This window comes from Pseudomonas sp. Soil_N_39, from assembly GCF_057655955.1.
This window is the reverse complement of the sequence record NZ_JBDGLI010000024.1, coordinates 92,642-107,827: the sequence shown is the minus strand read 5'-3', so window position 1 is coordinate 107,827 and position 15,186 is coordinate 92,642. Positions and strand designations below refer to the sequence as shown.

11 protein-coding genes are annotated in these 15,186 nt (G+C 62.0%); 2 read left to right on the top strand and 9 right to left on the bottom strand.

Features of this window, described 5'->3' with window-relative positions; all coding sequences use genetic code 11:
• Positions 1 to 166 precede the first annotated feature (166 nt).
• Positions 167 to 613 (bottom strand): azurin, encoded by a 447-nt coding sequence (azu, locus tag AC3A5O_RS26220; RefSeq protein ID WP_122567291.1) that lies wholly within the window; start codon positions 611 to 613, stop codon positions 167 to 169.
• Between the two features lie 341 nt (positions 614 to 954).
• Here azu and AC3A5O_RS26215 point away from each other — a divergent pair, with 341 nt between their 5' ends.
• Together AC3A5O_RS26215 and AC3A5O_RS26210 are read left to right on the top strand one after the other, a co-directional pair.
• Complete coding sequence (locus AC3A5O_RS26215; protein ID WP_122567292.1) at positions 955 to 1,542, top strand: cytokinin riboside 5'-monophosphate phosphoribohydrolase; 588 nt, start codon at positions 955 to 957, stop codon at positions 1,540 to 1,542.
• 68 nt (positions 1,543 to 1,610) lie between these two features.
• The gene (locus AC3A5O_RS26210) at positions 1,611 to 1,799 is read left to right on the top strand and encodes a hypothetical protein (protein ID WP_057448273.1); all 189 of its coding nucleotides are present in this window, start codon (positions 1,611 to 1,613) and stop codon (positions 1,797 to 1,799) included.
• A 73-nt stretch (positions 1,800 to 1,872) separates the two neighbouring features.
• Here the strand turns inward: AC3A5O_RS26210 and AC3A5O_RS26205 are convergent, their stop codons facing one another.
• From AC3A5O_RS26205 to dnaB, 8 genes are all read right to left on the bottom strand, one after another.
• Positions 1,873 to 2,250, bottom strand: a complete 378-nt coding sequence (locus AC3A5O_RS26205; protein WP_305469476.1) for an NUDIX hydrolase — start codon at positions 2,248 to 2,250, stop codon at positions 1,873 to 1,875.
• A 168-nt stretch (positions 2,251 to 2,418) separates the two neighbouring features.
• A complete protein-coding gene (locus AC3A5O_RS26200) occupies positions 2,419 to 3,312 on the bottom strand; it encodes a transglutaminase family protein (RefSeq protein WP_305491613.1) in 894 nt (297 codons plus the stop codon).
• Positions 3,312 to 5,798 (bottom strand): circularly permuted type 2 ATP-grasp protein, encoded by a 2,487-nt coding sequence (locus AC3A5O_RS26195; RefSeq protein ID WP_122567296.1) that lies wholly within the window; start codon positions 5,796 to 5,798, stop codon positions 3,312 to 3,314. The genes AC3A5O_RS26200 and AC3A5O_RS26195 overlap by 1 nt, the downstream gene beginning before the upstream one ends.
• Positions 5,799 to 6,005: 207 nt before the next feature.
• Positions 6,006 to 9,299, bottom strand: coding sequence for a transglutaminase family protein (locus tag AC3A5O_RS26190; protein ID WP_487753920.1), 3,294 nt, complete (start codon positions 9,297 to 9,299; stop codon positions 6,006 to 6,008).
• Between the two features lie 165 nt (positions 9,300 to 9,464).
• On the bottom strand, positions 9,465 to 9,926 hold the full coding sequence (locus AC3A5O_RS26185) for a hypothetical protein (protein ID WP_487753919.1): 462 nt from the start codon (positions 9,924 to 9,926) through the stop codon (positions 9,465 to 9,467).
• Entirely contained in the window at positions 9,923 to 10,849 is a 927-nt protein-coding gene (gene ssp4, locus AC3A5O_RS26180; RefSeq protein WP_487753918.1) for an Ssp4 family T6SS effector, read from the bottom strand. Before ssp4 ends, AC3A5O_RS26185 begins: the two co-directional genes overlap by 4 nt.
• 315 nt (positions 10,850 to 11,164) lie before the next feature.
• Positions 11,165 to 13,465, bottom strand: coding sequence for a YgiQ family radical SAM protein (locus tag AC3A5O_RS26175; RefSeq protein ID WP_058546535.1), 2,301 nt, complete (start codon positions 13,463 to 13,465; stop codon positions 11,165 to 11,167).
• A gap of 250 nt (positions 13,466 to 13,715) precedes the next feature.
• A complete protein-coding gene (gene dnaB, locus AC3A5O_RS26170; RefSeq protein WP_027911801.1) occupies positions 13,716 to 15,113 on the bottom strand; it encodes a replicative DNA helicase in 1,398 nt (465 codons plus the stop codon).
• Positions 15,114 to 15,186: the final 73 nt, after the last annotated feature.

Below are 15,186 nucleotides of genomic sequence, written 5' to 3'. Positions count from 1 at the left end.
AGCGTTTTGGTTACTTTTGCGCTCTTCAAAAGTGACCCGCTGTAAGAGCGGAACCCTAAGCCGCCGTTACGCAAAAACGGATATACACACCAAAGCCGAGCTTTCTAAAAAAAACGGCGCTTCCCATTTCTGAAAGAAGCGCCGCTTTTTTTGTGCCTGAAACGGATCACTTCAGGGTAACAGTGCCTTTCATCATCGAGATATGGCCCGGGAACGAGCAGAAGAAGCCGTACTTCTCGGAAGCACTGAGTTTCGACACATCGAAGGTCACCGAGTCGGTTTCCTTGGCACCAATGAGTTTGGTATGGGCGATGATGCGAGCATCACCTTCTTTCAAGTAGTTCTTGTCGATACCAGCGGCCAGGCCATCGGTGGCGATCGGCTGCATGTCAGCCTCTTTGCTCAGCACCCAGTTATGGCCCATGACGTTTTTCGGCAGGCTGCCCGAGTGCGTCAGCTCAACGGTGAACGTCTTGCAACTCTTGTCGATCTCGATGGCCTTGGTATTGAAGGACATCTGGTCAGTCGAGTCGATGGTGGTCTTGCACTCCGCTGCCATCAGTTGGCTGCTGGCCAGCGTCAACAGGGATACTGCAACAAGTTTGGCAAACATCGTGAATCTCCAAGGCATGGTTAACAAAAATCCGTCAAAGGGGAAGACTGCCTGAATTTGAGACAAGTTCCTATGACCTGAGTCAAAGATTGTATACAACTTAAGGCTATCAGCCTGATGGACATAATCAACCAGCCATAAGTATGACGCGCCCCTATGATCAGCCCCATCACCTCCTGGAGCGATCGTCATGAACCTCAATAGCCTGTTGTGCAGTTTGCTCGCCGCCTACGCCTGTGGCGCCAGTGGCACCTATGAAAAACCCCAGCGCGAGGTTTAAGTCCTTTGCGCAGCCTAGGCCAGGCTTTACTCTGGTGCGGTGACTGACCACGGAGTAAAGCATGTCCATCGCGTCTGTTTGTGTATTTTGCGGCGCCAGCACTGGCACCGACCCAGCGTATCGTGAAGCGGCGCAGGCCCTCGGGCAGGCGTTGGCTGAACGAAAATTGACCCTGGTCTACGGCGGCGGCGCCGTCGGCCTGATGGGTGTCGTCGCCGACGCGGCCCTGGCGGCTGGCGGCGAAGTCATCGGCATCATCCCGCAAAGCCTGAAGGATAAGGAAATCGGCCACAGCGGTCTGACCCGTCTGGAAGTGGTGGACGGCATGCACGCCCGCAAGGCGCGCATGGCTGAACTCAGCGACGCCTTCATCGCCCTGCCCGGCGGTCTCGGCACGCTGGAGGAGTTGTTCGAAGTCTGGACCTGGGGCCAGCTCGGCTACCACGGCAAACCGCTGGGGCTGCTGGAAGTAAACGGTTTCTACAGCAAGCTCACCGCTTTTCTCGATCATATCGTCGGCGAAGGCTTCGTCCGCGCGCCCCATCGTGACATGCTGCAAGTGAGCGAATCCGCGCAGAACCTGCTCGATGCCCTGAACGAATGGCAACCGTCCGTGCAACCAAAATGGGCCGAACAAAAACCCAGCTAACGGCTCGGCCCCGATACAGGGCAGAATATGCGCCGCTCAACCTCACCTTCGACCCCAGAGGATCGCCCATGGCCAAACCCAATTATTCCTTCGCCAAACGTCAGAGAGACTTGGCCAAGGAGCAGAAGAAAGAGGAAAAGCTGCAGCGCAAGAAAGCCACAGCTGAAGAAGAAGCCGCACTGACCCCGGATACCGAAGGCGAAGTAGCAGCAGAAGATGATGTTGATGCACCGAAAGATCAGGCTCCCGACGCCTGATACCCCCAGGGCCCGATGATCCGATCCGGCCCCCCGGTTCTGTGACCAGGGCCGGCAGCCCCGCTGCCGACCCTTACAATCCCAGCGCCTTGATAATCGACTGGCGATAACCCGCAGGCAGGTTCACCGGCAATTGGTCCGGCGCGAACAGGCCGATCTCCTTGTGCTCATGACTGATGGTCGGCACGAAACCGCCCAGCAACTGGCAGCGGTACGTGGAGATGAAGACGTGCTTGCCGGGAATGACTTCGAACAAGTACGAATCCAGCGGCGCCCCCACGCTCACCTCAACCGCCAGCTCCTCGGCAATTTCCCGCGCCAGGCATTGCGGCGCCGTTTCGCCCAGCTCGATTCGTCCGCCGGGCAATTCCCATTCATCGCGCTCGTTGAGCATCAGCACGATCAGGCCTTCGGGGGATTGCAGTACACCTTTGATGGATACCGGGAACATGGGGAAACCTCCTCATCCATAAGACACACAACCTGTGGGAGCCTAACCCTGTGGGAGCCGAGCTTGCTCGCGATGAGGGCGACACGGTTCAACTGCAAAACCGCGTCATCGTTCATCGCGAGCAAGCTCGGCTCCCACAGGCTCGCTTCCACATTTTTCACACAGCGTTCATGATTCCAACGGCATCACCGTCACCCGCACTTCAGGATCATGGGCACCGCCGCCCAGGATCACCCCGCGCAACGGTGACACATCGGAAAAATCCCGGCCCCAGGCCAGGGTGATGTGTTCCAGGGCCGGCTGGACATTGTTGGTCGGGTCGAAGTCCACCCATCCCAACACCGGGCAATACACCGAGACCCAGGCGTGGGACGCATCGGCGCCAATCAGCCGTGGTTGGCCGGGCGGCGGCTGGGTCAGCAGGTAGCCGCTGACGTAACGCGCCGCCAGGCCGCGAGAGCGCACGCAAGCCAGCATCAGGTGGGCAAAGTCCTGGCACACGCCCCGTCGCCGCTCCAGCACCTCTACCAGCGGCGTCGCCACCTGGGTCGCCTCGGCATCGAAGGTGAATTCCTCGAAGATCTTCTCCATCAGCGCTCGGACACCGACCATCAACGGTCGCCCCGGCGGGAAGCAGCTTTCGGAAAACTCGACGAAGCTGCGCTTGAGGTGCACATACGGTGACTCGAAACGGTAGCGGCACGCCTCCAGCAATGGCGCCGCCAGTGGCCGGCCACTGTAGGTCAGCGCGTTGCAGGTCGTCTCCCAGGCCGGGGACAGGCTGAAATCCAGCTCGGGGCGGGCCAGCACCTCGACGCTCAGGCGGGCATTGACCAGCAACTCGTCATGGGGCCGCTCAAAGGCCAGGCGGGTCAGTGGGTTGCCGAACACATCCTGTTCATCGCGGCGGGTCGTCGGTTCCGGGCTGATCAACAGTTGCTGTTCGGTGCAACGCTGCCAGTCACAGGCCCGTGGCCACAGATGAGCGAGCTGCTGGGCCAGGGACACCGGGCTGTCGTAGTGGTAATGGGTGTCGTGGAGGATCTGGTAACGAGCGTTCATCAGACGGACACCGTGCGTTGGCTGACGTCATCGACGTGGGCGAAATGACGCAAGGCCAGGCGATCGGACACCTGGCCGCTGGCGTCAGCCACTTCCTGCAACAGGTCGGCCAGCCCATCGAGTGCCGCGCGCAGGCTGGCCTCACCGAACAAGGGGTTTTCCAGGCAACGCAGGTCAAAGCGTGACAGGCGCACGACCAGCTCCGGCAAGGCGGTTTCCTTGGGCGCGGCAAAATCATCGTTCAAGCGCTTGAGGGTGCGGGCCACCAGCTTCAATTGGAAGAGCACCGCGTGGGGGTTCTGTTCATCCAGCAGCAGCAAGTCCAGCACCGGGATCAACTGGGCCACCGCCAAATAGCGCGAGCGGTAGGTGATGCTGCTATTGCCCAGTTCAAGCAACCACTCCAGCCCGGCCTGATCGAACACCGCGTCGCTGCGCAGGAACGCCGCCAGGCTGCTGCTGAGAAATTGCAGGCGCTCCAGGCGCCGACCGATCATCAAAAAGCGCCAGCCTTCATCGCGGGTCATGTCGTCCAAGGCGAATCCGGACAACGCCGCCAGGGACATCACCAGCCGATTGAGGAAATCCAACAACTCGCCGAAATCCGCTTCCTCGGTTTCCAGCTCCATGGCTTCGCGCTGCAATTCCACCAGCGCCTGCCAGTTCTCCCGGGACAGCTTGCCGCGCACCTGCGAGGCGGCCCATTGCAAGCGCTGCAGGTTGGAACGCAGGCTGAACGACCAGTCGTCCCCCAGCAGTGCCGCCAGCAAACGCTCGGGCAACTCGCCCTCTTCGGGCAGCAGCATCAGGCTTTCGCCCAAGGCCACCGCCGACTGCAAGGCCAGTGGATCATCGCCATCGACATAACGCGCCAGCATGATCCGCAGCAACCGCGCGCTGCCATCGCAACGCTCGCAGTAGCGGCCGAACCAGAACAGGTTTTCCACCACCCGCGACGGCAGGTATGGATCACGTCGAACCAGATCATGGACCCCCACGGTTCGCTGGGCCTTCCATTGTTCACTGCCGGGCGCCTGCTCCCCCAGCACCCAGGTGTCCTTGCTGGCGCCACCGCGCTGCATCGACACCACTTCGGCGTCGGCCTCGGCGGCCACGCGGGTCAGGCCACCCGGCAACACCCGATAATCATCCTTGCCGGACACGGCATACATGCGCATACCGATTGCCCGCGGCTGGATTTGCCCATCCTCGGCCTGCCAGACCGGTGCCTGGGACAGTTGCGCCAGTTCCTGGGCGACATAGGCATAGGGCCGTGCCTGCATGCGCGCCGCCAGTTGCCCGCGCTGCGCCTCGCTCAGGTCGCGACCGAACACCGGGCTGAAACTCTGGGACGGAAACGCCGGCTTGATCAACAACTGCGGCAGTTTTTCCAGGGCCTGGGCCAGCACTGGCGGCTCACCGCACCACCAGGTGGCGATGGACGGCAGCAGCAGTTCTTCGCCGAACAGGTACTGGTTGATCTTCGGCAGGAACCCCAGCAGGCCCGGCGACTCCAGCACGCCACTGCCCAAGGCATTGGCCACCAGCACCCGGCCCTGGCGCACCGCTTCGAGCAACCCCGGCACGCCGAGGGCCGAATCGGTGCGCAACTCCAGAGGATCGCAGAAATCGTCGTCGAGCCGGCGCATGATGGCGTGGACCCGGCGCAGGCCGCTGAGGGTCTTGAGGTAGACCGTGGCATCGCGAACGGTCAGGTCGCCGCCTTCCACCAGCGGATAGCCCAACTGGCGCGCCAGGTAAAGGTGTTCGAAATAGCTTTCGTTGAACCGCCCCGGCGTCAACAGCACCACCAGCGGCGACTCACCGTCGCTGGGAGCCTGTCGCGCCAGGGTTTCCTGCAAGGTGCGGAAAAATCCGGACAGGTGCCGAACCTTGAGGTCGCGATACAAATCGGGAAAGGCGCGGGAAACGATCATGCGATTTTCCAGCGCGTACCCGGCCCCCGAAGGCGCCTGGGTCCGGTCCGCCGTGACCCACCAGCGGCCATCGGGCGTACGCGCCAGATCCACCGCATACAAGTGCAGGAAACTGCCGTCCGGCGGCGCGATGCCCTGGCAGGGCCAGAGGAAATTGTTGTGCCCGAACACCAGCTCCGCCGGCAACAGCCCTTCGCTGACCAGTCGCTGCGGCCCGTACAGGTCGGCCAGCACCGCATTGAGCAGCCGCGCACGCTGGGCGATCCCGGCTGACAGATGCTTCCATTCCTGCGGGTCGATCACATGGGGCAGCAGGTCCAGTTCCCACGGCCGGTCGGCGCCTTTCGGATCGGCGTAGACGTTGTAGGTCACGCCGTTTTCCTGGATCTGCCGGGCCAGCAGGGCCTGGCGCTGGAGCAATTGGGCCGGCGTGCTGCGCTGCAACTGGTCGAACAGCCGCCGCCAGTGCGTACGTACCGCACCGCTGTCGTCCAGCAATTCGTGATAGGTGCCCGTCGTCAGCGGGTAACGGTCAAGCAGGTCAGGCATGGAAAGCTCGGCAGACAGCAATGAAAGGTGAGACTAGCGCAAGCGCATGACGCCCGGATAGGTGTGTTTGTGTTGGATCCGGCCTGGGTTTTCAGACTGCAATCATCGTGGCGAGGGAGCTTGCTCCCGCTCGGTTGCGCAGCGACCGCGAAATCTTGGGGCCGCTGCGCAGCCCAGCGGGAGCAAGCTCCCTCGCCACGGGGTTATTTATTCTTTTGAGGCACCCTGAAAACGTCGCAGATCCAGCGTGAGGGGAAACTCGTCATCCACTGCCAGGCTGGGTATCGGCAGTTTCCCCGGCGTGTGCCCGAGGCGGAAGAAGCGCGCCATGCGCCGGCTCTCGGCCTCGTTGGCATTCACCGGCAGGCTGTCATAGTTGCGCCCGCCCGGATGGGCCACGTGATACTGGCAACCGCCCACGGAACGTTGCATCCAGGTGTCGAGCAAGTCGAAGACCAGCGGCGCATGCACCGGGATGGTCGGTTGCAGGCAGTTGGCCGGTTGCCAGGCGCGGAAACGCACGCCGGCAACGAATTCGCCGACCCGCCCCGTCGGTTGCAACGGCACCGGCACGCCATTGCAGGTCAGCAGGTAGCGTTGCGGCGCCAGGCCGCTGAGCTTGACCTGCAAGCGCTCCAGGGAGGAATCCACATAACGCACCGTGCCGCCCACCGCGCCCTCCTCCCCCAGCACATGCCAAGGCTCGAGGGCTTGGCGCAATTGCAGCTCGATACCACTGACCGCGTAGTCACCCACCTTGGGAAAACGAAACTCCAGGTGCGCGGCGAACCACTCGGCCCGCAGAGGATAGCCGGCGGCGTTCAGCTCATGGATGACGTCAGCAAAATCCTGCTCGATAAAGTGCGGCAACAGGAAACGGTCATGCAATTCAGTACCCCAGCGCGCCAATTTCGCCGGCGCATAGGCCTCACGCCAGAACCGCGCCACCAGCGCCCGCAGCAGTAATTGCTGGGCCAGGCTCATGCGGGCGTGGGGCGGCATCTCGAAGGCACGCAACTCCAACAGGCCGAGACGCCCGGTGGCACCGTCCGGCGAATAGAGCTTGTCGATGCAGAATTCGGCGCGGTGCGTATTGCCGGTCACGTCGATCAGCAGGTTGCGCAGCAAGCGGTCGACCAACCACGGCGGACATTCCTCGCCCGGCTGCGGCATTTGCGCGAATGCGATTTCCAGCTCGTACAACGCGTCGTTGCGCGCCTCGTCCACGCGGGGCGCCTGGGAGGTCGGGCCGATGAACAACCCGGAAAACAGGTAGGACAACGACGGGTGGTTATGCCAGTAACTGATCAGGCTGCGCAGCAGGTCGGGACGTCGCAGGAACGGCGAGTCGGCCGGCGTCGCGCCACCCAGGACGAAATGGTTGCCGCCGCCCGTGCCGGTGTGGCGGCCATCGATCATGAATTTCTCGGTGGTCAGTCGGGTCTGGCGCGCTTCCTCGTATAAAAATTCAGTGCGCTCGACCAATTCATCCCAGGTCGCCGAGGGTTGTACATTGACCTCGATCACACCGGGGTCGGGGGTGATGCGGAAATTGCTCAGGCGCGGGTCGCTCGGCGGCTCGTAGCCTTCCAACAGCACCGGACAGTGCAGTTCCTCAGCGGTGGCCTCAATGGCGCTGACCAGCTCCAGATAATCCTCGACCCGCTCCAACGGCGGCATGAACAGATAGAGCCGGCCTTCGCGGGCCTCGGCACAAAAGGCGGTGCGGGTCAGCCAGTCGGCGGATTTGTCGATCTCCGGGACACGCTCCGGCTCGGCGGCCGGCTCGCCGTGACGCGCCAGTTGCTCGGTGCCGGGCAGCTCGGGCAAGTCCTGGTTCGGGTCGGTGGGGTGGATGAACGGGTACTCGGCCGCCGTCACCCAAGGCTGGGACGCCAGCGGCAAGCGATAACCCAGGGGCGAATCCCCCGGCACCAGGCGGCAGTGACTGTCGCGCAGGTACCAGCGACCGCTTTGCCATTGATCGCCCTTGGCGGTGCGAGCCAATGGCAGGACCTGGCCGATGACCTTGTCCAGGCCCTGGCTGAAGACCTTGCGCAACCGCGCACGCTCCAAGGCGTCCTCCAGGCGTGGGTCCTCGGCCGTGACGTTGGAAGGCAATGCTCCTTCGCGCCAGAGGTAATAGAAGTTGTCTTCGTAGGCCGGAAACACGAACCGCGTAGGAATCTTCAAACGCTCGGCGACACTCGCCAGGAAGCGTCCGGCCAGTTCGCCATCAGCGCCGTAATCGTCCTGCTCGTCAGCGATCAACGCACTGTTGTGCCAGATCGGCACTCCGTCGCGCCGCCAATAGCAGTTGAGCGACCAGCGCGGCAGTTGCTCGCCGGGGTACCACTTGCCCTGGCCGAAATGCACCAGCCCATTGGGCGCATAGTGATTGCGCATGCGCTGGAACAGCTCGGCGGAGAGTCGGCGCTTGTCCGGCCCCAGTGCCGCGGTGTTCCACTCGGCGCCGTCCGGGTCATCGATGGAGACAAAGGTTGGTTCGCCGCCCATGGTCAGGCGCACATCGCCCTCCAGCAGGTCGGCATCGATCTGCCGTCCCAGGGCCTGGATCGCCAGCCATTGCGCGTCGGTGTAAGGCTTGGTCACCCGCGGCGCTTCCCAGACCCGCTCCACGGACATTTCGTGGCTGAACTCACACTCGCAAGGCTCCACCAAGCCACTGATCGGTGCCGCCGAGGATGGATCGGGACTACAGGCCAATGGGATGTGGCCTTCACCGGCGAACAACCCGGAGGTCGCATCCAGGCCGATCCAGCCGGCACCGGGCAGGTAGACCTCGCACCAGGCATGCAAGTCAGTGAAATCGACGTCGGTGCCGGACGGGCCATCGAGGCTCTTCACGTCGGCGGTCAGTTGGATCAGGTAACCGGAGACAAACCGCGCGGCCAGACCAAGGTTGCGCAACAACTGCACCAACAACCAGGCTGAGTCGCGGCACGAGCCGGACGCGTGCTCAAGGGTATGCTCCGGGGTCTGCACGCCGGGTTCCATGCGAATCAGGTAGTTGATGTCTTCGCTCAGACGCTGGTTGAGCGCCACCAGGAAATCCACCGCTGGCAACGGCGTGCGGTCGATGCCGTCCAGATAGGCCTGGAACCTCGGCGTCAGTGGCAGGGTTTCCAGGTAAGGCGCCAGTTCCTTGCGTTCGTCAGTCGCGTAGGCGAAGGGAATCTTCTCGGCGTAGGGCTCGAGAAAGAAGTCGAACGGATTGAACACCGCCATTTCCGCCAGCAGATCGACTTCGATCCGCAGCTCCCGGGTTTTCTCGGGAAACACCAACCGCGCCAGGTAATTGCCCTGGGGATCCTGCTGCCAGTTGATGAAATGCTGCTCCGGCGAAACCTTCAGCGCATAGGAAAGAATCCGCGTGCGGCTGTGGGCCGCCGGGCGCAGGCGAACGATCTGCGGTCCGAGTTCGACGGCGCGGTCGTAGCGGTAATGCGTGACGTGATGCAATGCGACATGGATCGACACGACGTGCCTCCTGCGAGCCTGGGCGGTATCGAAAGCGGCGCAAGACTTATGCCATGCAGGCAGGCCGGACACTTTCTTTGTCTACTCAAGCCAGTAGAGCACTAAAAACGCGCGATGCCCGTATTCATCTGTAAAGGAATGCACATAAATGCGGCGCGAATCGACTCAGCGACGGGGGCGCGAGGCCTTGGCGGCCTGGATGATCAGCGCGCGTTGGCGGCGGATGTCGACGAGTTTGCTGCGCATTTCCCGGTGGCGCTTGCTGTTGAGCAGTAACAGCCCCAGCAGCGGCAACAGCACCGCGAAGAGATACACGCCCTGATGCGGTCGATACGCGAACGTCGGCAGCACCGTCGCCAGACAGGCCAGGAAATACCCCGCCACCCACCAGACCGCCCAGGCGCGCCCGCGAGCGATCAAGAGGTTGCCCAGGACCAGGACGAGCACCAAGGCCAAGGTGCCGAGCCCGACATAGTCGGTCCTGGCTGACGGCTCCAGGGCACGCCAATACGTGGCCCCGGCCAACACAAGCAGCGTGGACCCGGAAAAGCAGCCCAGCAGGATCGTCCCCATGAACACCGGGAAATAGCGGGCGAGAAAGGCCTTCAGCGATCCGCCACCGATCATTCCGTGAACTCCTCATACAGGCCGACGGCAACGGTCTTCACGGCGCCCTCGCCGGTATAACTGCCAATGATCCCCAGCGCGCCCCCAAGGGAGTCCTTTATTTGCGTCAGCGTCGCGTGCCTGATTTCAGCTGAAGAGTAACGTTTGGGCAGGGCCCCCGCGCGTTGCTGCAGCTTGAATAACTTGGCGGTCAGGCTCGGGTCCTTCAGCGTCAACAGCTCCTTGGTCAGTTTGCTGCGCTCTTGCCGATTCAGGCCCTTGAGCAACTGATACCAACTCTTTCCCGTGCCGGCCGCTTTGTTGGCCTTGAGCAGCCGGACAGTCGTCAGGGCCGAGCCACCGACCCCCACCAGGGAAACCCCGTCAAGGATCGGCGACACAATGTTGTACCAGTCGGCGTCGTTCATCTCATCGTTGCCGGTCGGATTGGTCAGCTCATTGGCCACCCGCATCCCGCCAATGACGCATTGCGCGGTGCTGGCCGTCGCGGCAGCGGCGCCCAGGGCAACGACAAAGGCACTTGCCCCTGCCGTAAAGGGCACCGCGACGCTGCCGCTGAACACCACCACCCAACCAATCACCGCGGCGACACAGGACAAGCCGGCGTTGGTTGCTTCAAGCCCGAGCTTGGACTCGCGGGGGCTGCTTTTGACCTGATCGATGAACTGCTGCGGCGCGATGTATTTTTTCGCCTCGCGCAGAATGATGCGCTTGGGCGCGATGCTGCAAATCGGCTTGAACTCGCGCAGGGTCACGACGTTGTATTCGGAATCGACATACACCACACCCGCCCCGGCGATGCCAGGATCGGCGTCAATAGCAGCAAACAGGCGCGGCAGGTTGATCTGGCTTTCGATGCGTTTGCGGGCCATGAACTGGGAGAAGCTCAGGTCCATGCCGATGCCCGTTGTAGCGCTGCTCATATGAATCGTCCTTGAGAATCGGAAAGTGAGACTTTTATCTACACTGAACCCTGTGGCGAGGGGATTTATCCCCGCTGGGTTGCGAAGCAGCCCTAAAAAGCTGCCACCTCGGTGGTTCAGGCTAATTGTGGCGAGCCTTTTTTGGGGCTGCTGCGCAGCCCAGCGGGGATAAATCCCCTCGCCACAATGGGGCGGCCGACCTGACAGATACAGAAGCTGAATATGGCGGTCGCCACGATAACAAACGGCCAGCACCGTCGCTAGAAAGCAAAACGCCAGCACTTAAGGCTGGCGTTTTACGTTGTCGCTCAAGGATCAGCGTGGCACGACAGGCTTGCGCGCCGGTTTCGGTCCCTTGCCCTTGGCGGCGTCCTTGCGTTCCTTGGCGGCCTGCTGGTTGCGGGCGAATGCCGCGGCCTTGGCCTGCTCGCGCTTGTCCCACGGATTGCCGCCGTCGCTGGCCCGCGGTGGCAGGCCGGTGTGCTGGGTCAGAATCTTGGTGGTTTCCTTGCCCACTTTATGGCTGCCGGCTGGCGTCGAGTTCTTGCGTCGGGCGCTCTGGTAGCTGTCGGTGGCCGGCTGGTGCAACGGAATCAACTGGTTCTTGCCCGGCCCGATCAGGTCGGCGCGGCCCATGCGAGTCAACGCTTCGCGCAGCATCGGCCAGCCCTTGGGGTCGTGATACCGCAGGAAGGCCTTGTGCAGGCGGCGTTGCTCCTCGCTCTTGACGATGGTCACCGCATCGCTCTTGTAGGTGACCTTGCGCAGCGGGTTCTTGCCCGAGTGGTACATGGCCGTGGCGGTGGCCATCGGCGACGGATAGAACGCCTGCACCTGGTCGGCCCGAAAACCGTTGCCCTTGAGCCACAGTGCCAGGTTCATCATATCTTCGTCGGTGGTGCCCGGGTGGGCCGCGATGAAGTACGGAATCAGGTACTGCTCTTTCCCGGCTTCCTTGGTGTACTTCTCGAACATCCGCTTGAATTTGTCATAGCTGCCGATGCCCGGCTTCATCATCTGGTTGAGCGGGCCTTCCTCGGTGTGCTCCGGAGCGATCTTCAGGTAACCGCCCACGTGGTGGGTCACCAGCTCCTTGACGTATTCCGGTGACTCGACCGCCAGGTCGTAACGCAGACCAGAGGCAATCAGGATCTTTTTCACCCCAGGCAAGGCCCGGGCGCTGCGGTACAGCTGGATCAGCGAAGAATGGTCGGTGTTCAGGTTCGGGCAGATGCCGGGGAACACGCAGGACGGCTTGCGGCACGCGGATTCGATTTCCGGGCTCTTGCAGGCAATGCGATACATGTTCGCGGTCGGGCCGCCGAGGTCGGAAATGACCCCGGTGAAGCCCGGGACCTTGTCGCGGATCTCTTCGATCTCGCGGATGATCGACTCTTCGGAACGGTTCTGGATGATCCGGCCTTCGTGCTCGGTGATCGAGCAGAAGGTGCAGCCACCAAAGCAGCCGCGCATGATGTTCACCGAGAAACGGATCATCTCGTAGGCTGGAATTTTCTCCTTGCCGTACGCCGGATGGGGAACACGTGCGTAAGGCATGCCGAACACGTAGTCCATTTCCTCGGTGGTCATCGGAATGGGCGGCGGGTTGAACCAGACGTCGACTTCGCCGTGCTTCTGAACCAGGGCGCGGGCGTTGCCCGGGTTGGTTTCCAAGTGCAACACGCGGTTGGCGTGGGCGTAGAGCACCGCATCGCCACGGACCTTTTCCACCGAGGGCAGGCGAATCACGGTCTTGTCGCGGGTCATTTTCGGGCTCGCCAGGATCTGCACGACCTTGGCTTCGCTCGGATCCTCAACCGGACCTTTTTCCTGCTCGATGGCACAAGCAGCGGTGTCCTGGGTATTCACGTACGGGTTGATGATCTTGTCGATCTTGCCCGGACGGTCGATACGCGTGGAGTCGACTTCGTACCAGCCCTGCGGTGTGTCACGACGGATAAACGCGGTGCCGCGTACGTCGGTGATGTCTTCGATCTTGTGGCCGTAGGACAGGCGCTGGGCGACTTCGACAATCGCCCGCTCGGCGTTGCCGTAGAGCAGGATGTCGGCGCAGGCGTCGATCAGGATCGAGTTGCGCACCCGGTCCTGCCAGTAATCGTAATGGGCGATGCGGCGCAGGGAGGCTTCGATGCCGCCGAGCACGATCGGTACGTGCTTGTAGGCTTCCTTGCAGCGCTGGCTGTAGACCAGGCTCGCACGGTCCGGCCGCTTGCCGGCCATGCCGCCCGGGGTGTAGGCGTCATCGGAGCGAATTTTCTTGTCAGCGGTGTAGCGGTTGATCATCGAGTCCATGTTGCCGGCCGCGACGCCGAAAAACAGGTTGGGCTCGCCGAGCTTCATGAAGTCGTCTTTGGACTGCCAGTTCGGCTGGGCAATGATCCCGACACGAAAGCCCTGGGCTTCCAGCAAACGGCCGATGATCGCCATGCCGAACGACGGGTGATCGACGTAGGCATCACCGGTCACGATGATGATGTCGCATGAATCCCAGCCAAGCTGATCCATCTCCTCCCTGCTCATGGGCAGGAATGGCGCTGGGCCGAAACATTCGGCCCAGTACTTGGGATAGTCAAATAACGGCTTGGCTGCTTGCATGTCGATGACCGGTATAAAAGATGAAAAATCGCGGGCGCGGAATATAGCACAAATTTTGACCAATTCCGACGGCTATGGTCGGAAATCGGCGGCGCACCGCATATCAAATGTGGGAGCGAGCTTGCTCGCGAAGGGGCCAGCCCATTCAATGCATGTGCTGACAGTTGCACCGCTATCGCGAGCAAGCTCGCTCCCACAGGAGAAGTGCAATCTTCTGGAAAAGGGCCCGCCTCAATAGATGCCGAACAGGTTACTCGTCATCATCAAAATTGTAGCTACCCGGCGCCAGGTTCTCGAATCGGGTGTATTTACCGATGAACGCCAGGCGAATGAAACCGATCGGGCCGTTCCGCTGCTTGCCGATGATGATTTCGGCGATGCCCTTGTGTTCCGTCTCGGGGTGGTACACCTCGTCACGGTACACGAACATGATGACGTCGGCGTCCTGCTCGATCGCTCCGGATTCCCGCAAGTCGGAGTTCACCGGACGCTTGTTGGGGCGCTGCTCCAGGGAACGGTTCAACTGGGAAAGCGCCACCACCGGGCAGTTGAATTCCTTGGCCAGGGCCTTGAGGGAACGGGAGATTTCGGAAATCTCGTTGGTCCGGTTGTCGCCGCTGGAACCGGGAATCTGCATCAACTGCAGGTAGTCGATCATGATCAGCGCGATATCGCCGTGCTCACGCACCAGGCGACGGGTTCGGGCGCGCATTTCCGACGGACTGATACCCGCCGTGTCATCGATGAACAGCTTGCGGTCGTTGAGCAGGTTGACCGCCGAGGTGAGGCGCGGCCAGTCGTCGTCTTCCAGCTGGCCGGAACGGACCTTGGTCTGGTCGATACGCCCCAGGGACGAGAGCATACGCATGATCAGCGATTCGCCTGGCATCTCGAGGGAGTACACCAGCACGGCCTTGTCGCTGCGCAGCACGGCGTTTTCCACCAGGTTCATCGCAAAGGTGGTCTTACCCATGGACGGACGGCCGGCGACGATGATCAGGTCGGACGGCTGCAGGCCGCTGGTCTTCTCGTCGAGGTCGGTGTAGCCGGTGGACAGGCCGGTGATGGCGTTGTCGGTGTTGAACAAGGTGTCGATGCGGTCGATGGCCTTGGTCAACAGGTCGTTGACGCTCACCGGGCCGCCGGTTTTCGGCCGGGCCTCGGCGATCTGGAAGATCTGCCGTTCGGCTTCGTCAAGGATCTCGGCGGCGGTGCGGCCTTCCGGGTTGAAGGCGCTGTCGGCGATCTCGGTGCTGATGCCAATCAACTGGCGCAAGGTTGCCCGCTCGCGGACGATCTGGGCATAGGCCTTGATGTTGGCGACCGACGGCGTGTTTTTCGCCAGCTCGCCCAGGTAACCGAGGCCGCCGACCTGGGACGTCTGCCCTTCCTTGTCCAATTGCTCGGCCAGGGTGACGACGTCGATCGGCATGTTCTGATCGGCCAGACGGGCGATCGCACGGAAAATCAGGCGGTGGTCATGCCGGTAGAAATCGCCGTCGGAGACTTGATCGAGCACGCGTTCCCAGGCGTTGTTGTCCAGCATCAGGCCACCGAGCACGGCCTGTTCGGCCTCGATGGAATGCGGAGGCACCTTCAGGGCAGCGGTTTGCAGATCATATTGCTCGGGAGCGGTGATTTCGTTCATGGCCACGTCTGGTTATGAAATTCAGCAATTGCAGAAAGACAAAGGGCACGACCTGTAAACAGGATCGTGCCCG

Excerpts from the sequence above, each read along its gene's own strand:
- azu (WP_122567291.1), bottom strand. The coding sequence starts at position 613 with ATGTTTGCCAAACTTGTTGCAGTATCCCTGTTGACGCTGGCCAGCAGC.
- AC3A5O_RS26215 (WP_122567292.1), top strand. The coding sequence starts at position 955 with ATGTCCATCGCGTCTGTTTGTGTATTTTGCGGCGCCAGCACTGGCACC.
- AC3A5O_RS26210 (WP_057448273.1), top strand. The coding sequence starts at position 1,611 with ATGGCCAAACCCAATTATTCCTTCGCCAAACGTCAGAGAGACTTGGCC.
- AC3A5O_RS26205 (WP_305469476.1), bottom strand. The coding sequence starts at position 2,250 with ATGTTCCCGGTATCCATCAAAGGTGTACTGCAATCCCCCGAAGGCCTG.
- AC3A5O_RS26200 (WP_305491613.1), bottom strand. The coding sequence starts at position 3,312 with ATGAACGCTCGTTACCAGATCCTCCACGACACCCATTACCACTACGAC.
- AC3A5O_RS26195 (WP_122567296.1), bottom strand. The coding sequence starts at position 5,798 with ATGCCTGACCTGCTTGACCGTTACCCGCTGACGACGGGCACCTATCAC.
- AC3A5O_RS26185 (WP_487753919.1), bottom strand. The coding sequence starts at position 9,926 with ATGATCGGTGGCGGATCGCTGAAGGCCTTTCTCGCCCGCTATTTCCCG.
- ssp4 (WP_487753918.1), bottom strand. The coding sequence starts at position 10,849 with ATGAGCAGCGCTACAACGGGCATCGGCATGGACCTGAGCTTCTCCCAG.
- AC3A5O_RS26175 (WP_058546535.1), bottom strand. The coding sequence starts at position 13,465 with ATGCAAGCAGCCAAGCCGTTATTTGACTATCCCAAGTACTGGGCCGAA.
- dnaB (WP_027911801.1), bottom strand. The coding sequence starts at position 15,113 with ATGAACGAAATCACCGCTCCCGAGCAATATGATCTGCAAACCGCTGCC.